Raw genomic sequence first — 19,466 nt, 5'->3', positions numbered from 1 at the left:
ATCATTGAAACCTAATTTGAAACCGAAGTTTCTAATTGGATTATCATCAACGAGTGCCCACACAGATTGATAGGTCTATATTGTTAAAGAGCTTGCTTTTCGATAAGTTTTCTCTCAAAGCGGAGGTGCATTCTAGCGATTTGGTTGTTAGTGTCAAACACTTTTTTCAACTAATTTTTCGTAGAACCTTTTTACCTCTTCGACCCTGCTGAAGCCTTGTGGCGTCTGCCGTGTCGATGGATGCGCATTATAGGGAGAAGATTTTTTTTGGCAATACTAAAAACACATTTTTTCTAAAAAAACATGCCAAGTGGATACTTTCCATCCAACCTCAAAATTACCCCGAAATAACACTCAAGATTTCTACAGCTTACCCACAAAAATATGTGGATAACTACTCATCACTATCGAAGAAGTAAGAAATGCGTGAACGCGGATTAAGATACTCTTTGATTTTCTCCGGCAATTTAGACGGATGAACCGCGTTAACTATCTTTATATCCTTTGATGCAAGATCAATGATTGGCGCCTGCGTCCTTGGCACTGATGGGTCGTAAACCAATACATTTGGGAATAATAGATGCGATGCATTCACTGAGATAACCAAGCCCACCATATTATTGGAAAGCTGAACCACAGTGCCTGGAGGAAACACGCCCATAAACTTAATCAGGATATTCAGGTTTTCTTCTTTATATAGGTGTTTACAGTTCTTATATAAATGAGAGAGTGCAGTATAAGGAATTTTTTGCTCTGAGACTATAGGTGTATGACACAAGTTATCAAATGCGTTAGCTACAGCAATAATTTGAGCAAACTCGTTGATCTCATCTCCTTTCAGACCTTTGGGATAGCCAGACCCATCTCTTAGTTCATGGTGCTGTGCAATCACAACTCTCGCAACCTCGGGAAAACCTTCTATTTGACTCGCAAGGTCTACTCCATATTTGGTGTGCAACTTTAAGTAGTTAATTTCTGGTTCCGTCAGCGGTGCTTGCTTTCTTAATATTGCGGTAGGAATTTTTATTTTACCGATATCGTGGAATAGCGCTGAAAATGAAAGCTCTTTCAACTGCGCAGCTGAGTACCCGTTAGCACGGCCAATCATCATGGCGATAACAGCAACGTTCAACGAATGGAAATAAATATCTTCAAACTCATTTTTACCGTTCATCAGATGTAGAGTGACATTATCATCACACATTAACTTCTCGACGATATCTTCAATAAGAAGCTTTGCTTCATCAACGGCAGCTGTTGGACGATTGCGAATTTTCGTCATGACTGAGCGCATACGCGCAAGAGAGCGCTCAAACTCTTTTTCGCACTGAATAACGCGTCGACGATACGCACTTAACTTTTCTATGCGGTTTTGTTTTTCTTGCCAAAGTTTTTGAGTTTCATGATCTAGCGACGCTTCATTCGTTACTCTATCAGCTTGTATCTGGTCGACTGGAAGTGGTGCGGCATCACTTTGCTCTGGATTAAAGTAAACGAACTTTACACCGAGGTGACGGATCATCTCGACTTGTTCTTGATCTTTAATCTTAAAACTATTGAGTAGAAAAGGGTGATCGTTCCACTTTAGCGGAAGACGGATATGTAATCCGGGTTGAATACGATCGACCGTAAGTTTAATGGCTGCCACTTATTCACTACTGATTTACGTTGCCTAAGAGAGTTAGAATACTAGTAAATTTTGTGAATAAATTCATCAGTAAGTATCAAAACATCAGATGGTCATTTCTAATTACTCATTTAATGAGCAAAAGCAAGCTACTTTAAGGTTCGATCTGCTTTGCGTATTTTAAGCTGAGCCTCGAACGTTGGCTTATCTATTATTTCTTGACCTTTGACTAATCCCATTAATGTTTGTACCGCTACACGGGCCATATCACTGATAGGAAAGTGCACTGCCGACACTGTAGGATAAAGGCTTTCACAAAGGTCGACACTGTCAAAGCTAGTTAAAGAGATTTGCTCCGGTACTGAAATATTGTGCTCGTGTAAGTACTGCATTGCACCGACCGTCATTTCCTCACTGCAAGAAAAGACTGCAGTAACTTCAGGGTGTCGTTGTAAAATTGCAGCCATTGCATCATAACCACTTTGCCGACCATAATTCCCTTCTTCACACCAGCTTTCGTCAATATCGATACCTGCATCCTTCATCGCGTCAACGTACCCAAGCTTTCTTAATAAACTATTATGACGTTGGGATGGACCGGTAATACAGGCGATTTTTCTATGACCACCAGCTAAAAGATGCTCGACGGCAATACGGCTTGCATGATGATGATTAAAAGTAACGCAACGCTCTTCTATTCCTTCAACATAGCGATCCAGAAGAACGAAAGGCGTAGGCTGTTTTGCTAATTCACGTAAATCATCATCTGACAAATAACGACTATGGAGGACATAGCCATCACAACGCAGATCATTAAAACGCTGAATGGCTTCCTTTTCACCTTCTGCAGAATGATGTCCTTGAGCGGTAATCAGAAACTTTTTATGAATATCCAGCTCAGTCTGAACCTGCTCCATCATCTCTCCAAAGAAGCCCCCCGTATAGTAAGTCACCAATAAGCCAACCATATTACTGGATGAGGTTGCGAGTGAACGAGCAATCGCACTCGGGCGATAATTCAGTTGCGCCATAGCTTGCTCTACTTTTTTTCGAGTTTCTTCGCGAAACTTCCCCTCCCCATTAATGATTCGAGAAACGGTAGAGCGATTTACACCGGCGAGTTCGGCGACATCTTTAATCCTTGCCATAATGCTATTGGGTCCAACTGCAATTGTTATTAAATATCCGTTTGTGTAGAACGGCTGCCAGCAATTCGTAAGGTGCTTATAGGGGGCGAAGCTGGCAGCCTTTAATCATACACCGACCATTTGATTGGTAGAAACGAGCTCAGAGTAATCCGTGACAGCTATACCATGTTGAGCTAACTGTTCTTTTAAAATGGGAGAGGTTAGAACTTGTAACTCTAGCTCTCGCTGAAGCGCATAACCACTCTTTAAAATCAGCGCTTGATCGGCCTCTGCCGGGTGGCACATCACCTCAACCAAATCATAGTTTGTCTTTAGACTCAATAAATGCGCCATCAAACCATCTAAACTTACTTTTTGATCGTAAAACTCGTCAGTAAAGACATACCTTGTTGTCATCGATTCTTGACACAAGCCAGTGCCCCGCAGTGGCACTCGGTATTCACTCGCTACCTCTTTAATAACGGGCAAAATTTGAGGGTGAGTATGCGCGTGATGATGGCTATCTAAGTGGCTTAGCTCTAACCCAAGCGATAAAAAATGTTCCACCTGAGCTTTTGCTTCGTCATAAATGACCTGAGTTTCGAAGTCCTGCTTACCCCACAGTTCGTCGTATTTGATAAAATGCGCTCGACCGTTGGTCAAATTAGGGTGCCCAGTTAGAGGCACTCCCGCTGTAAACCTAAGATGAACGCCAATTCTCAAGTCTGGATTATGGCGAGCCAACTCTAAAGCATGTTTCTCAGCATCCATACCGACCATCATGGTGGTTGAATGAACAACACCTTGCTGATGAGCTTTTACGATGCCGTTATTTACACCTCTCGTTAAACCAAAATCATCAGCATTAAAAATGACTTTCATTGGCGTGCTTCCTTAGTACTACAACGTCGTTAGTTTAAATTGAGGTAAATACGGAGCGTTCACCGCCAGAATATCATCCAGAATTGACTTGGCACGGCCAATGTCAGGCACCAATGGGTTGTTGGTTAGTGCCATGAGCGCTTTGTCATAATTACCTTCAACAGCAGCGTCTATTGTCAACTGTTCATATGCTTTGACTTGATAGAGTAGTCCTTTGATATTGTTTGACAGCTCACCAACCGCAAGAGGTTTCGCGCCCCAACTACCAATCACCGCGCTACACTCAATCACAGCATCGTCAGGGAGGCCGTTAATCGCTCCGTTATTTAAGACGTTAACAACATGAATACTATTACGATTGTTATAAATTGAATCAACCAAGTTTAGTGATGCATCTGAATAATAAGCCCCACCCCGCTCTTCTAACTCTTTCGGCTTATGATCGAGATTAGGATCTTGATAGAGCTTGAATAGCGCATTTTCTGTTTCCATTACCTGCTCAGCACGAGTGCCCTTTTCACCCGCGCTTTGTTTCTCTTCAGCGAGCATAGCATCGGTTTGATAGAAATAACGATGGTAAGGACATGGTATCGCCCCCAGCGCTTTTAGAAATGCGGGATCCCACGGTTCTTCCCAGATGTTCTTCATGCTGAAGTTAGCACCATCACCGACTTTCTCTAATACTGTTTGAGTAATATCTTCTCCATTGAGCCATGCTTTGTGCACCCAAACGAGATGGTTTAATCCGGCAAACTCAAGTTGTAGCTCTTTTGGCTCGCACTCCATCATTTCTGCGATCATCATTTCCATCGAAACCGGCACATTACATAAACCAATACTCTTTACTTTGGTGTACTTACTGACGGCTTCAGAGACCAAACCCGCAGGGTTGGTGAAGTTGAGCATCCATGCATTGGGTGCCAACTCTTCAATATCTTTACATATATCAAGAATAACCGGGATGGTTCGCAGTGCTTTAGCAAACCCACCTGGGCCTGTTGTTTCTTGACCGATGACGTCGTATTTAATTGGAATTCGCTCGTCATTAGCACGAGCAGCAAGGCCACCCACACGGAACTGCGTCATCACAAAGTCCGCATCTTTTATCGCAGCACGACGATCAAAGTCTGCTTTTATCTCAATCTTTGCACCTGCTTTATCAACCATTCGCTGCGCTAGACCTTTGATAATCTCAAGCTTCTCAGCTCCTGACTCAATGTCCACAAAATGAATCTTCTTAACGGGTAAATATTCTAAGCGCTTAATAACCCCTTCAACCAGTTCAGGGGTATAGCTACTACCACCGCCAATAATGGCAAGTTTGATCGCCTCTCTAGACATTTTTCTCCCCTTATTTGTTCGAGATTTTTTTGTTCAGTGCAACGATTTCTACAGCCATTTCTTGAGCCAAAATCGTGGTCATTAAGTGATCTTGAGCATGTACCATCACTAACGTCATCGGGACTTTCCCTTCCCCCTGATCTTCCTCAATCAACTGAGTCTGAATTAAGTGGGCTTTGTTAATGCACTCTCTTGCTTGAGAGAGCTTCTCCTCAGCCGCATCAAAATCTTGTTCTCTAGATAAACGCAACGCCTCGTAGCTCAAACTTCTGGCTTCGCCAGCATTACAGATGATCTCCATCACAACCAATTCTTGTTCCATCATTTTCTCTCCGAAAATCGGGCCGCGGTAATTGCGGCCCATTAAGCACCGTTAAGCAGTAACACCTTCACCTGAAGGTTGCGTCTCATCCTTAGTTTCTTTCGTCGTTGGTAGTTCTTGCTCCAACATTTGCTTCTCAAACATTTTGAAGAATGGGAAGTAGATAATTAGATCAAGAATCAATAAACCAATGACGAGCAATACTGGAGCAAAGGTCCAACCGCTACCCCACGAAGCACCTATCAGTGCTGGTGTTGTCCAAGGCGTTGTAGCGACCCCCATACCCACAAAGCCGACATGCACAGCAAAGTACGCTATCGTAGCGTTGATGACTGGAGCGAAGACGAACGGGATAAACAAGGTCGGGTTCATCACAACTGGGCTACCGAAGATCACAGGTTCATTGATTTGGAAGAAGCCAGGCACCGCACTCATTCGACCAATACTCTTAAGGTGAACAGAACGGCTAAATGACATCAGCATAACAAGAGCAAGTGTTGCACCAGAGCCACCGATAAAGATGTAAAAATCCCAGAAAGGCTGAGTAAATACGTTTGGAATCGGTTCACCTGCAACAAAGGCTTCGATGTTGGCACCAATGTTGGTCAAGAAAATTGGAGAAAGCAGCCCCACAACAATTGCAGCACCATGGATACCCGCAAACCAAAGTAGTTGGCAAAGCAATAGAGCGCCAATAATGGCAGGCAATGAGTTAGACGCACTAATTAAAGGCTTAAAAACTGCCATGACCGCATCTGGAATCAACATGTCGTACTGGGTTTGCACGAAAAGGCTAAGTGGATATGAGGTAATGAATATCGCTAAGACTGGTAACAGTACTTCAAATGATCGTGCAATCGCCGGTGGCACCTGCTCTGGCATACGAATCGTAATATTGTGCTTTTTCATAAAACGGTAGAGCTCTACCGAGAAGAATGCACACATCACAGCAGTGAAGATCCCTGTTCCTCCCATGTGTGACATAGACAACGCGCCATCTTTAGCAGGGGCCGCGATGAGTAAAAAAGACATCAGCGACAATACAGCACTCGTGATCCCATCCATCTTGTAAGCCTTAGCTAAGCTATAAGCAACGCCGAGCGAAACAAAAATGGTCATGATCCCCATCGACATGTTGTAGGGCATCATTATGGTATCAAAATGTGTGGTGGCGAAATCGAGCCAAATTCGACCAAAAGTAAAGGTCGTGTCTTCGGCAAATGGTGGGAATGCAAAAATCAAAATGAAACTACCGACAATAATAAACGGCATTGCAACTATAAAACCGTCTCTCATTGCTCGAACATGGGGCTGATTCCCCACTTTTGCTGCTATAGGGGCTATATGCTTTTCGACTGCGCCTATAATTGCGTCATAAAGCTTCATAGAATCCATCCTTATTTTAGGCAAAAGAATCCCGCATCAAATATTTATATTTGATGTACAGTTATCTTTTTTAATTTAAAACTATGGTTTAGTTAATTAATTCTAATGCTTGCTCTAGTACTTCTTCTCCCTTCATCATTCCATAATGCTGAGGAGAAATCGCATCAATGTTTTTACCATGCTCTTGCGCCGTTTTTCTTAGCTCTTCTAGCTGAAAACGTACTTGAGGCCCGAGAAGACAAACATCGTACTCTTTAATTGCATCTTCAAATGCATTCACTGACATCGCGTCAATTTTGCACTCAATTCCTTTATTTTCAGCTGCTTGCTCCATTTTTTTAACAAGCATACTGGTTGACATCCCTGCGCTACAGCATAAAAGGATCTTTTTCATAGCCTTACTCCCGTTGTGTAAATTTCAACCTGCAAAAACTGTAGCAAAAATAACCAAGACAAAAAAGCGCAACCGGTTGCATTATTCGTGAACACAATCCCAATTTAGAAAATACGATCTGTTTTTTAGTAATTATTTAGGTCTAGGATAAAAGTCAGGAAATAAATTAAGACACCACATTAGGTTTCAAATTATCAATATATTACTACTGACAACGTCGTTATTAATTTCTAAAAAGGAATAGAGAATGAAATTTAATAAATTAGCTATTGCAACGCTTGTAAGTGCCGCACTATCACAATACTCATTTGCTCAAACCGACTCTAAAGGCACCATTTATCTAACGTTTGATGATGGACCAATCAATGCATCTATTGACGTTATTCAAGTACTTAACCAAGAAGATATCAAAGCGACGTTTTACTTTAATGCTTGGCACTTAGACGGAATTGGTGATGAGAATGAAGACCGTTCGCTAGAAGCCTTAAAGCTCGCATTAGACACTGGTCATATTGTCGCGAACCATAGTTACGATCATATGGTTCATAACTGCGTTGATGAGTTTGGACCTAATAGCGCAGCAGAATGTAATGCTACCGGCGACCACCAGCTTAACTCGTACCAAGATCCTGTTTACGATGCCTCAATGTTTACAGAAAACTTATCTGTTTTAGAAAAGTATCTGCCTAACATTACAAGCTACCCGAATTATAAGGCAACAGAGTTTGCTAGACTGCCCTACACCAACGGCTGGCGCGTGACTAAAGACTTCAAAGCAGATGGATTATGTGCAACGTCTGATGACTTTAAACCTTGGGAACCAGGCTACGTTTGTAATATCAACGACCCATCAAACAGTGTGAAAGCCTCAATTGCGGTACAAAACATTCTGGCTAATAAAGGCTATCAAACACATGGTTGGGATGTGGATTGGGCACCTGAAAACTGGGGGATAGCAATGCCAGCCAACAGTCTAACAGAGGCAGAACCTTTCCTAGGTTACGTAGATGCAGCATTGAACAACTGTGCTCCTACCACCATCAACCCTATCAATTCAAAAGCACAAGAGTTTCCATGTGGTACACCACTCCACGCAGACAAGGTCATTATTCTAACGCATGAGTTTTTGTTTGAAGACGGTAAGCGAGGAATGGGCGCAACCAAGAATTTACCTAAATTAACGGAATTTATCCGACTAGCAAAACAAGCTGGCTATGTATTCGATACGATGGATAACTACACACCAAACTGGCAAGTTGGTCATAGCTACAACGCTGGCGACTACGTCCTACATTTAGGCACCGTTTACCAAGCAGTGACCAGCCATAACGCACAGCAGGACTGGGCACCTTCCCCAACCTCTAGCCTTTGGACCAATGCTGATCCGGCAACAAATTGGGAAGTGAATGTTTCATATAAAGAGGGAGATGTTGTGACGTACTCTGGCAAACGTTATCTCGTCAACGTCCCACACGTCTCTCAAGCCGATTGGACACCTGACTCACAGAACACCTTGTTCACAGCTCTATAAGCTGTTCCCTACTATTATCATGTAGTAGCTTGCGCGAGGTAATACCTCGCGCTTTTTTATTTTTAGAAAAGTAAAAATGGAAAGCAGTAAAGAGTGGACTGACTGGGCCTGGCATTCCTGACGCCACGCTGGATTTGAATTCACAAACCCTAGATACAACAAAGCCCCGACTTACGTCGAGGCTTTATCATATGAATTATGGTACCGGTGGGCGGACTTGAACCGCCACGCCCGAAGGCAACGGATTTTGAATCCGTCGTGTATACCAATTTCACCACACCGGCATCTTTGGGCTATTGCCCTTTGATGGTTGGCATTATACGGAAGCTTTTGACCTGCGCAAGCAGAAATACCTTAAATAACTATCGTTTGCTGATAATTTCGCCACAAAGTGTGACAAAGCTGTACTGATAAGAAACGTACACTCCATTTCCTACTACTGTTCCAGGTGGAAATGAGTATACGTAACTCTTTTTAAATTCTATTCACTGTAATATCAGAAACATAACCATTCCCGATGCTCGACAAAGCCGTATGGAGCATCTCGGCAGCATCTTCCGCTTGCATGAAGTGACTCGTGTCCATCATGTTGCCGCTTGTTTTCCAGAATTCCGTATCCATTCCACCAGGATAAACCGCGATAATTTTCATTGGCTTTCCTTTTAACTCCAAACGAACCGACTCGATTAATCCTTTGACAGCCCACTTCACAGCACAATACGTAGACTCTTGCGCTTTAGGCTGTTGCGCAGCAGTAGACATAACCATGACCACTTTTATCGGTTGATCTTTGTAACGCTTTACTAACTCTCTTAATACATGAATGGCGGAATTCAGGTTATTATCAATCAGTTTTTGAATCTCTTCCGGCTCCTGCTCTTCCAGTTCGCCAAAATAACCACTTCCTGCACTATGAATGACCATTTCAGGCGGCTGTTTCATCCCATCAAATAGGTGTTTCACATCTTGATGTAATGAGAGGTTGCAAGCTTGATAGCCGACGTTATGAGAGAGTTGTTTTGCTAGTGCGGATAGTTTTTCTGTGTTTCTTCCTATGATATACGTCTCTTTGTCTTCCGCATCATAACGCTTTGTCAGCTCTGCCCCTAAACCGCTACTTGCACCTGTAATTACAATCATGGCTACCTCTTATCAATCACATACTTTTAATGCATCTATCAATTAAGGTAACAGAATCTTGGTAATTCACACCTCAAGAACACCATTCTTTGAAGCAAGCGGCTTTCTTACTCTCATGATGCATGAAATACCAAGTAGAACGAGGAAGATTTAACCTATGCTTAAGCAAGAATAACTTTCTGAATTTTCTATCGACTTTCGAGTAAGAGCTTAATAGGAGCATACGAATGACTGGGTCAAAATGGCAATGGTTACTGAAGCAAATGACGCGCAAACTGTGGGTTCGCACGTAACTTTATGCCTTACTTGCTGTCGCCACCGCCCTAATATCCATTGTTTTAAACCAGTTCATTACTCTGCCTCCTGCAATCAACGTCAGTAAGGATTTGCTTAACAACATATTAAATATCCTCGCGACTTCCATGCTTGCGGTGACCACATTCTCGCTCAATATAATGGTCTCAGCGTACAGTGCCGCTAGTGCAGGGGTAACGCCACGGGCCACCAAACTGTTGATGGAAGACAGCACAACGCAAAATGCTTTGGCAACCTTTCTTGGCTCTTTTTTATTTAGCTTGGTAGGCATTATCGCGCTAGGCATTGGTGCCTATCATCAACAAGCACAAATTTATCTGTTCATCGTGACCATCGCCGTAATCGTGATGATCATACTCACCTTGCTACGTTGGATTCAGCACCTTTCCGTGCTAGGGAGAGTCAGTGAAACTACCTCCTACGTGGAACAAGCTTTGTTAAATGCGATAAGAAAACGTGGTCGGGAACGCTGGCTAGGCGCTCACCCATGGAGCCATCCAGAACATAAACCCAGAGGAAGCAAGCCTATTTTCAGCCAAGAAATTGGCTACTTACAGCATGTTGATATGCATCATCTAGATAGTATTGCTGAAGCAAACCAATGCACCATCTATCTTGAACGACAACCAGGAAGTTTTGTGTATGTGAGTCAACCATTGGCTTGGGTTTGTGGAGCGTTGCCAGACGAAAACGAAATAACTGCGGCCTTCACGATTCGAACGGAGCGTTCCTATGATCAAGATCCTCGTTTTGGATTAGTCGTCATGGCGGAGATTGCCTCACGAGCTCTCTCCCCCGCCGTGAATGATAACGGTACCGCGATTGATGTTCTTGGGCGTTCTGTACGAGCCCTTTCATTGTGGGGAGAGTTACTCAGCGAACCTCCCACCAAGACTCGATACCCTAGGCTATTTGTGCCCGCATTAAGCTGCCAAGATTTATTTGATGATGTCTTTTTGCCAATCGCGCACGATGGTGCAGCGCAACTCCAAATACAGATTCGCCTACAAAAAGCCTTGCTAGCTCTCTCTAGTATGCACCCCAAGTTGTTTTTATCACCTGCAACCAAGCTATCAGAAAAAGCTTTAGAGCTCTCCTTGAGCCAGCATTATACCGAAGATGAGAAACACCAACTCTCTCATCTGTCTAATCTAGTTACAGACCAAAAAGCTAATGGTTAGGCAAGTAAAATTCAGTTGAAATAGGTTACCGAAAGGCCTTGTACATCATGGTATATATTCATAACACACAGCAGAAAAGTCACTTCGTTTATGCATAATTAAAGACTCTGTGCGTTAGGTCTCTTTTCTCTTGGTGAGGGAATCTATATTCTGACGCACAATTTTTAAGGTAAGTGATGGAATAATGACAACGTCTACAACTCTTCCACCTGCTGGTCTCTTTCGTCGACTTGCAGCGTTGATTTACGACACATTGATTATTATCGCAATTGAAATGATGGCCGCAGGTATTGTTATGGCCGTTGTATTTGCACTAAATGCAGCAGGGCTGTTGAGCTACGGCGAGTACGCAGATGCCGCTGATATGCTCGGAAAGCACCCTGTATTAAGCCCTCTATTTACACTGTATCTTGCGGTTGTATGGATTTACTTCTTTGTCTTCTTCTGGACGCGAGCAGGGCAAACACTTGGGATGCGCGCTTGGAAACTTCGAGTTCGCAATGCCAAAGACGGTGCGCCGATTACAGTCACTCAAGCCCTGATTCGCATTGCAACATCTGGCTTTGGTTTGGCAAACCTGACTGTGCCGATTGATCCCAAGAAACGTGGGTTCCACGACATTTGGGCAAAAACAGAGGTTGTTGTGTTGCCTAAGGCAAACTAACTTATCCGGGACTACAAAAAAGGAAGGCATAATGCCTTCCTTTTACATTTAGTCCGATGAAACATGGTTTATTCGGTGATACTTCAGCTACAGCTTTCTTCTCAGCAGCGCAATCGCAATCGCTAAGAACACTAGGCTCGGGGCCAATGCACCAAACACAGGGGATATGCCATACACCAAGCTTAATGGGCCAAAGAACTCACTGGATATATAAAAAGTAAACCCGGCAACCACGCCCGACAATACCCTTGCCCCCATGGTCACACTTCTGAGTGGACCGAAAACAAACGATAGCGCCATCAACATCATCACGGCAATTGAAAGCGGCTGTGTCAACTTACGCCAAAACGCCAATTCATAGCGAGACGCATCTTGCTCAGATGCTTTCAGATAGGTCACGTAATCATACAAACCGCTCAGTGATAACTCTTCAGGCTTTACCGTCACCACAGCTAGCTTATCTGGAGCCAATGACGTATGCCATTCCATCTGTTCGATGTCTTGCTTCGAAATCACGTTTTCATTTTTCATATCCGTGATTTGTACGTCTCGCATCAACCAATTGTTATCTTGTTGATAGTCGACCTCTTCAGCAAAGATAACCTTTTGTAGATTCTTATCATCATCAAAACGCCACATATTTAAAGCATAAAGCTTGTCGTCTTCGACTTTACCTATAAAGATAAAGTCGTTTGCGTCACGAGCCCAAACTCCAGAACGAACTGAGACAATACTACCTCCAGATATCGCAAAGGATCGTAGGTCACGAGCCATCTTTTGTGCTTCTGGAGCGCCCCATTGCCCTAACGTCATAACGATAAGCATAAGTGGCACCGCCGTTTTGAGCACGGATAACCCGATATCCAACTTTGAGAAACCAGCAGCTTGCATCACCACCAGCTCAGAGCTTGACGCCAACATACCCAAACCAATAAGGGCACCGAGTAATGCTGCCATTGGGAAGAACATTTCGATATCACGCGGCACACTGAGCAACACAAAGTACAACGCATGAGTGAGGTCATACACGCCTCGCCCTACTTTACGTAGCTGTTCTACATATTTAATGATGCCCGATAAGCCAACAAACGTCGCTAAAACCAAGGCAGTGGTAGAGATGATGGTTCTACCGATGTAAAGGTCTAAGATTTTGAACACAGCTTACGCGAGCCTCTTCTTACGGAATTTGTCTTTTATTCGTCGAGCAGCAACGCTGTCCATCATATTGGCCATGATTGCGACAATCAGTAACATCGCATTAATTGGCCACATGCCGATTGCCGCCGGAATGTCACCATCTTCTAATGCAGATTTTGTTGCACTAATCGCCAGGAAATACGCTAGATAAATAAGAATCGCGGGCCCCATTTTGGCAAATCGTCCCTGACGCGGATTCACCGCCGACAAAGGAATAACCAGCATCGTTAAGAGTGGAATACACACAAATAACGAAATTCGCCATTGCAGCTCTGCTTGCGCTTCTGGGTCTGGGTGTCCGATCAAATCAACCGTTGGGTACGCTTCCCAATCTCGCCCTTTCTTTTTGACCTCACGCTGGCCGATAACGCCTTCGTATTCATCGAATTTTGTGATCATATATTCAACGCGAGTAGGCACACCTTCATAACGCGTGCCTTCTTTCATGGTGATGACCTGACGGCCGTCCGACAGTTCTTTTACTTCACCAGAGGACGAGAACATCACACTCGGCAATACTGAATCTCTCGGGCGCATCTGCGCGACAAAAACGTTGCTCAATGTATTGTCTTTAATGTCATCAATGAAGACAACCGATGAACCATCTGGCGTGCCTTGGAATTGCCCTTTCTTTAGCAAGTCAACGCTGTTTTCTGCCGCGACTTGTTCATAAAGTTGCTCAACACGGTCTTGAGACCACGGCGATAACCACAATGCATTGAAAGCCGCCACAGCAGAAGTAATCAGTGCTAAGTACAAGGCCGCTTGTACCAGGAATTTGTTACCAATACCTGTCGCGTTCATCACGACAATTTCGCTCTCTGCATACAGACGACCAAATGTGATCAATATGCCGATATACAGACTTAAAGGCAGCATTAATAGACCCATTGCTGGCATATTCAAACCAACAATCGAGAAAATCAATCCAGCAGGAATATCCCCATCAGAAGCATCAGCAAGAACACTTATGAATTTCTGGCTTACAAACACCAAAAAAAGTACGAAAAAAATCGCAAATTGGCTCTTGAGTGTTTCGCGGATCAAATATCTAACAATAATCACGCTGAAATTACCTATACAAAACTTGTTTTTTTGGTCGAATCACTATAGTTTCCCGTTGAACCATTTATTTTTTTAAAAATTATAAACTAGATGTTAGTCGCTTAATCAGCTCTGCATGTAAGCCTGGAGCTAAAATTCAACAAGTAAGCGATCATTATCTAACATTTAGAGCAATTTGTCTTCAGGATGTAGGAGTACGCATGGAGTTCAGTGTAAAAAGTGGCAGTCCAGAGAAACAACGTAGCGCATGTATCGTTGTTGGTGTGTTTGAACCACGTCGCCTTTCTCCAGTAGCCGAACAACTTGATAAAATCAGTGACGGTTACATCAGTTCACTACTTCGCCGTGGTGATCTAGAGGGTAAACCTGGTCAGATGCTGCTACTGCATCAAGTACCAGGTGTTTTGTCAGAGCGCGTTTTACTTGTCGGTTGCGGCAAAGAGCGTGAACTTGGCGAGCGCCAGTACAAGGAAATCATTCAAAAGACGATCAGCACACTTAACGAGACAGGCTCAATGGAAGCGGTATGTTTCCTAACTGAACTGCATGTTAAGGGTCGCGATACATACTGGAAAGTACGCCAGGCTGTAGAAGCGACTAAAGATGGTCTATACACATTTAATCAATTCAAGAGCGTGAAACCTGAAACTCGCCGCCCACTGCGCAAGCTTGTTTTCAACGTACCAACGCGTCGTGAATTAAACTTGGGTGAAAAAGCAATCACTCATGGTCTAGCTATCGCATCAGGTGTCAAAGCCTCAAAAGACCTTGGCAACATGCCGCCAAACGTAGCTAATCCAGCTTACCTTGCTTCTCAAGCTCGTCGTCTAGCGGACGATTACGAAACCGTAACCACCAAAATCATTGGTGAGCAAGAGATGGAAAAACTGGGTATGACCTCTTACCTAGCAGTCGGTCGTGGTTCTAAAAACGAATCTATGATGTCTATCATCGAGTACAAAGGTAACCCTGACTCAGATGCAAAACCTATTGTGCTAGTAGGTAAAGGTCTAACCTTCGATTCAGGCGGTATCTCTCTAAAACCGGGCGAAGGTATGGATGAGATGAAGTACGACATGTGTGGTGCGGCATCGGTATTCGGTACAATGAAAGCGCTAGCGAAGCTAAACCTACCAATTAACGTTATTGGTGTTCTAGCAGGCTGTGAAAACATGCCAGGCAGCAACGCTTACCGTCCAGGTGATATCCTAACGACAATGTCTGGTCAAACTGTAGAAGTTCTGAACACGGATGCGGAAGGTCGTCTTGTTCTTTGTGACGCACTGACTTACGTAGAGCGTTTCGAACCAGACTGTGTTGTTGACGTTGCAACCCTAACTGGTGCTTGTGTTATCGCACTAGGTCACCACATCAGTGGCGTTATCTCTAACCACAACCCTCTTTCTCATGAGCTAGTTAACGCTTCAGAGCAAGCGAGTGACCGTGCATGGCGTCTACCAATGGCAGATGAGTACCACGAGCAGCTGAAGAGCCCGTTTGCGGATATGGCAAACATTGGTGGCCGCCCTGCTGGTACTATCACTGCGGGTTGCTTCTTATCTAAGTTCGCGAAGAAATACAACTGGGCACACGTCGATATCGCAGGTACCGCGTGGAAATCAGGCGCAGCGAAAGGCTCAACGGGCCGTCCTGTCTCAATGCTTGTCCAATTCCTTTTGAACCGCAGCGGCCAAGAGACAGAAGAGTAATTTCTGAACAGAATCTAAAAGGGCCGCAAGGCCCTTTTTTATTATCCTAATTTTCTAAAATGAAAGTGGGACTTAAGATGGTCTTAGGAAGAGACCCAAGGCAAGTGAGAGAATGATGCAAACTGCAACCTTCTACATCATTAACGAAGAGAGCCCGCAAGCAACGGTGGCTGGCTTTGAAGAATACATCGTGTTTTTGGCTCAGCACTTTGCTCGCCAAGGCGCCAAAGTGTATTTAAACTGCCAAGACAAACCACACGCCGAGCAGCTCGCTGAAGCCTTTTGGCAAGTTGATGCAGACAAGTTCATGGCACATAACCTCGTAGGCGAGGGACCGAAATACGCCACCAACATTGAAATCGGCCATAATGGTGTAAAACCGTCTTGGAATCGTCAATTGGTAATTAATTTGGCGGAAAATGAGACAACCTTTGCGAACAAGTTTGCTCAAGTGGTAGACTTCGTGCCCTGCGAAGAAAAAGCTAAACAACTCGCAAGAGAAAGATATAAAATTTACCGTCAAGCAGGTTACCAGCTGCAAACGATCGAAATTCAATATCCTTAACGGTCAATCCTTATAGTTAAGGCGATCTTGTTAAGATCCCTCACTTATAAAGATTGACTAAGATTCAACCATCAACGTATCCATTAAAAGAGCGCTATGGAAAAGACATACAACCCAACTTCAATCGAACAAGCTCTGTATCAGACTTGGGAAGAGAAAGGCTACTTTAAGCCACACGGTGACACTACTAAAGAATCATACAGCATCATGATCCCGCCACCGAACGTCACTGGTAGCCTACACATGGGCCACGCGTTCCAAGATACGATCATGGATACGCTTATCCGTTGTGAACGTATGAAGGGTAAAAACACCCTTTGGCAAGTAGGTACTGACCATGCTGGTATCGCAACTCAGATGGTTGTTGAGCGTAAGATCGCTGCAGAAGAAGGCAAAACAAAACACGATTACGGTCGTGAAGCTTTCATCGACAAAATCTGGGAATGGAAAGGCGAATCTGGCGGCACTATCACTAAGCAGCTTCGTCGTCTTGGCGCATCAGTAGACTGGGACCGTGAGCGCTTTACGATGGACGATGGTCTATCTAACGCCGTCCAAGAAGTGTTCGTACGTCTATACGAAGACGATCTAATCTACCGCGGTAAGCGTCTAGTTAACTGGGATCCAAAGCTACACACAGCGATTTCAGATCTAGAAGTAGAGAACAAAGATACTAAAGGCCACATGTGGCACTTCCGCTACCCACTAGCAGATGGCGCTAAAACAGCGGATGGCAAAGACTACATCGTTGTTGCAACGACTCGTCCAGAGACCATGCTAGGCGATACGGGTGTTGCAGTTAACCCAGAAGATCCACGTTACAAAGATCTTATCGGTAAAGAAATCATCCTTCCTATCGTTGATCGTCGCATCCCAATCGTGGGCGATGAGCACGCAGATATGGAAAAAGGTACTGGCTGTGTGAAAATCACACCTGCGCACGACTTCAACGACTACGAAGTTGGTAAGCGCCACCAGCTACCAATGATCAACATTCTGACTTTCGACGCGAACATCCGCGACGCAGCAGAAGTATTCGACACTAACGGCGAAGCAAGCGACGCTTACAGCACTGAGCTACCAGCTAAATACCACGGTATGGAGCGTTTTGCCGCTCGTAAAGCTATCGTTGCTGAATTCGACGAGCTAGGTCTACTTGAAGAAGTGAAAGATCACGATCTACAAGTTCCTTACGGCGACCGTGGTGGCGTGGTTATCGAACCAATGCTAACTGACCAATGGTACGTACGTACTGCGCCTCTAGCGAAAACAGCGGTTGAAGCAGTAGAAAACGGCGACATCCAATTCGTTCCTAAGCAATACGAAAACATGTACTTCTCTTGGATGCGTGACGTTCAAGACTGGTGTATCTCTCGTCAGCTATGGTGGGGGCACCGCATCCCAGCTTGGTACGACAACCAAGGTAATGTTTACGTAGGTCGCACTGAAGAAGAAGTTCGCAAGAACAACAACCTAGAGTCAGTCATTGAACTGCACCAAGACGAAGACGTACTGGATACATGGTTCTCTTCTGCACTATGGACGTTCGGTACTCAAGGTTGGCCAGAGCAAACTGACGATCTGAAAGTATTCCACCCTTCAGACGTTCTAGTAACTGGTTTCGACATCATCTTCTTCTGGGTTGCGCGCATGATCATGATGACCATGCACTTCGTGAAAGACGAAAATGGCAAACCACAAGTACCATTTAAGACAGTTTACGTTACCGGCCTAATCCGTGACGAAAACGGCGACAAGATGTCGAAGTCGAAAGGTAACGTACTTGACCCAATCGACATGATCGATGGTATCGACCTAGAGTCTCTAGTAGAGAAGCGTTGTGGCAACATGATGCAGCCTCAGCTAGCGAAGAAGATCGAGAAGAACACGCGTAAGACGTTTGAAAACGGTATCGAAGCATACGGTACAGACGCACTGCGTTTCACCCTTGCAGCAATGGCATCAACAGGTCGCGATATCAACTGGGATATGAAGCGTCTTGAAGGTTACCGTAACTTCTGTAACAAACTATGGAACGCAAGCCGTTACGTAATGATGAACACAGAAGAGCAAGATTGTGGTTTTGGTGAAGGTGAGATCGAGTACTCACTAGCAGACAAGTGGATCGAATCTCAGTTTGAACTCGCAGCGAAAGCGTTCAACAACCATATCGACAACTTCCGTCTAGATATGGCTGCGAACACGCTATACGAATTCATCTGGAACCAATTCTGTGACTGGTACCTAGAGCTAACTAAACCCGTTCTATGGAAAGGTACTGAAGCGCAACAGCGTGGTACTCGCCGTACACTAATCACGGTACTTGAGAAGACGCTACGTCTAGCTCACCCTGTGATTCCTTACATCACAGAAACTATCTGGCAAAGCATCAAGCCACTAGTTGACGGTGTTGAGGGCGAGACAATCATGCTACAAACTCTGCCTCAGTTTGACGAAGCAAACTTCCACCAAGAAGCGCTAGACGATATCGAATGGGTGAAAGCGTTCATTACAAGCATCCGTAATCTACGTGCTGAATACGACATCAACCCAGGCAAGCCTCTAGACGTTATGCTGAAAGCAGCGAATGAGAAAGACGCCTCTCGTCTAGAAGCAAGCAAACAAGTATTGATGTCTCTAGCGAAGCTAGAAGCAGTACGCGTGCTTGAAGCTGGCGAAGAAACCCCAGCGTGTGCAACGGCACTGGTTGGCAAGTCTGAGCTGATGATCCCAATGGCGGGTTTGATCGACAAAGATGCAGAGCTTGCTCGTCTAGATGGCGAAATCAAGAAGACGCACGGCGAAATCAAGCGTATCGAAGGCAAACTGGGCAACGAAGGCTTTGTAGCGAAAGCACCTGAAGCGGTTGTTGCTAAAGAGCGTGAGAAGCTTGAAGGCTACAAAGAGACACTAGCTAAGCTAGAAGAGCAGAAGACAACGATCGCTGCACTTTAAGCCTCAGTGAAAGAGAAGAACTAACACTTCTCACTTTGAATCCAAAGGTTGGCCATCATGGTCAA

Annotated in this window: 15 protein-coding genes, 1 tRNA gene and 1 pseudogene; 6 read left to right on the top strand and 11 right to left on the bottom strand. The window is 44.4% G+C overall.

Annotated elements, in window-relative coordinates; translation table 11 throughout:
- Positions 1-394 precede the first annotated feature (394 nt).
- The 7 genes from LIX84_RS21025 to LIX84_RS20995 all read right to left on the bottom strand — a co-directional run bounded on the left by LIX84_RS21025 (position 395) and on the right by LIX84_RS20995 (position 7,079).
- Positions 395-1,648: an HD-GYP domain-containing protein gene (locus LIX84_RS21025; RefSeq protein WP_048626864.1), complete on the bottom strand. Its 1,254-nt coding sequence runs from the start codon at positions 1,646-1,648 to the stop codon at positions 395-397.
- Between the two features lie 128 nt (positions 1,649-1,776).
- Complete coding sequence (locus tag LIX84_RS21020) at positions 1,777-2,775, bottom strand: LacI family DNA-binding transcriptional regulator (RefSeq protein WP_006742369.1); 999 nt, start codon at positions 2,773-2,775, stop codon at positions 1,777-1,779.
- A gap of 105 nt (positions 2,776-2,880) precedes the next feature.
- Positions 2,881-3,636, bottom strand: coding sequence for a chitin disaccharide deacetylase (gene chbG, locus LIX84_RS21015; RefSeq protein ID WP_006742368.1), 756 nt, complete (start codon positions 3,634-3,636; stop codon positions 2,881-2,883).
- A gap of 18 nt (positions 3,637-3,654) precedes the next feature.
- Positions 3,655-4,977, bottom strand: coding sequence for a 6-phospho-beta-glucosidase (locus LIX84_RS21010; RefSeq protein WP_005397437.1), 1,323 nt, complete (start codon positions 4,975-4,977; stop codon positions 3,655-3,657).
- Positions 4,978-4,987: 10 nt separating this feature from the next.
- The gene (locus tag LIX84_RS21005; RefSeq protein ID WP_031780628.1) at positions 4,988-5,299 is read right to left on the bottom strand and encodes a PTS lactose/cellobiose transporter subunit IIA; all 312 of its coding nucleotides are present in this window, start codon (positions 5,297-5,299) and stop codon (positions 4,988-4,990) included.
- A gap of 51 nt (positions 5,300-5,350) precedes the next feature.
- Positions 5,351-6,685 (bottom strand): PTS sugar transporter subunit IIC, encoded by a 1,335-nt coding sequence (locus LIX84_RS21000; RefSeq protein ID WP_226422116.1) that lies wholly within the window; start codon positions 6,683-6,685, stop codon positions 5,351-5,353.
- 88 nt (positions 6,686-6,773) lie between these two features.
- Positions 6,774-7,079, bottom strand: a complete 306-nt coding sequence (locus LIX84_RS20995; protein ID WP_025767645.1) for a PTS sugar transporter subunit IIB — start codon at positions 7,077-7,079, stop codon at positions 6,774-6,776.
- 247 nt (positions 7,080-7,326) lie between these two features.
- Between LIX84_RS20995 and LIX84_RS20990 the strand changes: the two genes are divergently transcribed.
- The gene (locus LIX84_RS20990; RefSeq protein WP_053809395.1) at positions 7,327-8,610 is read left to right on the top strand and encodes a carbohydrate-binding protein; all 1,284 of its coding nucleotides are present in this window, start codon (positions 7,327-7,329) and stop codon (positions 8,608-8,610) included.
- Between the two features lie 199 nt (positions 8,611-8,809).
- Here LIX84_RS20990 and LIX84_RS20985 read toward each other — a convergent pair.
- A tRNA-Leu gene (locus tag LIX84_RS20985) sits at positions 8,810-8,894 on the bottom strand.
- A 190-nt stretch (positions 8,895-9,084) separates the two neighbouring features.
- Positions 9,085-9,750, bottom strand: coding sequence for an SDR family NAD(P)-dependent oxidoreductase (locus tag LIX84_RS20980; protein WP_145533556.1), 666 nt, complete (start codon positions 9,748-9,750; stop codon positions 9,085-9,087).
- A gap of 227 nt (positions 9,751-9,977) precedes the next feature.
- Between LIX84_RS20980 and LIX84_RS20975 the strand changes: the two are divergent.
- Positions 9,978-11,246: pseudogene (locus LIX84_RS20975) on the top strand (DUF2254 domain-containing protein).
- Positions 11,247-11,430: 184 nt separating this feature from the next.
- Complete coding sequence (locus LIX84_RS20970; RefSeq protein WP_005397453.1) at positions 11,431-11,910, top strand: RDD family protein; 480 nt, start codon at positions 11,431-11,433, stop codon at positions 11,908-11,910.
- 87 nt (positions 11,911-11,997) lie between these two features.
- On the opposite strand, the gene lptG is transcribed toward LIX84_RS20970, so the two are convergent.
- Together lptG and lptF are read right to left on the bottom strand one after the other, a co-directional pair.
- A complete protein-coding gene (lptG, locus tag LIX84_RS20965) occupies positions 11,998-13,068 on the bottom strand; it encodes an LPS export ABC transporter permease LptG (protein ID WP_005397455.1) in 1,071 nt (356 codons plus the stop codon).
- A 3-nt stretch (positions 13,069-13,071) separates the two neighbouring features.
- Complete coding sequence (lptF, locus tag LIX84_RS20960) at positions 13,072-14,172, bottom strand: LPS export ABC transporter permease LptF (protein WP_006742363.1); 1,101 nt, start codon at positions 14,170-14,172, stop codon at positions 13,072-13,074.
- 200 nt (positions 14,173-14,372) lie between these two features.
- Here lptF and pepA point away from each other — a divergent pair, with 200 nt between their 5' ends.
- From pepA to LIX84_RS20945, 3 genes are all read left to right on the top strand, one after another.
- Positions 14,373-15,881, top strand: a complete 1,509-nt coding sequence (pepA, locus tag LIX84_RS20955) for a leucyl aminopeptidase (protein ID WP_005397459.1) — start codon at positions 14,373-14,375, stop codon at positions 15,879-15,881.
- A 115-nt stretch (positions 15,882-15,996) separates the two neighbouring features.
- Positions 15,997-16,446 (top strand): DNA polymerase III subunit chi, encoded by a 450-nt coding sequence (locus LIX84_RS20950; protein ID WP_046873623.1) that lies wholly within the window; start codon positions 15,997-15,999, stop codon positions 16,444-16,446.
- Between the two features lie 96 nt (positions 16,447-16,542).
- On the top strand, positions 16,543-19,401 hold the full coding sequence (locus LIX84_RS20945; protein WP_226422115.1) for a valine--tRNA ligase: 2,859 nt from the start codon (positions 16,543-16,545) through the stop codon (positions 19,399-19,401).
- The last annotated feature ends 65 nt before the right edge of the window (positions 19,402-19,466 follow it).

This window comes from Vibrio sp. E14, from assembly GCF_020515785.1.
GTDB lineage: Bacteria > Pseudomonadota > Gammaproteobacteria > Enterobacterales > Vibrionaceae > Vibrio > Vibrio diabolicus.
Note: the sequence above shows the minus strand (reverse complement) of the source record. Positions and strands in the feature narration are given on the sequence as shown.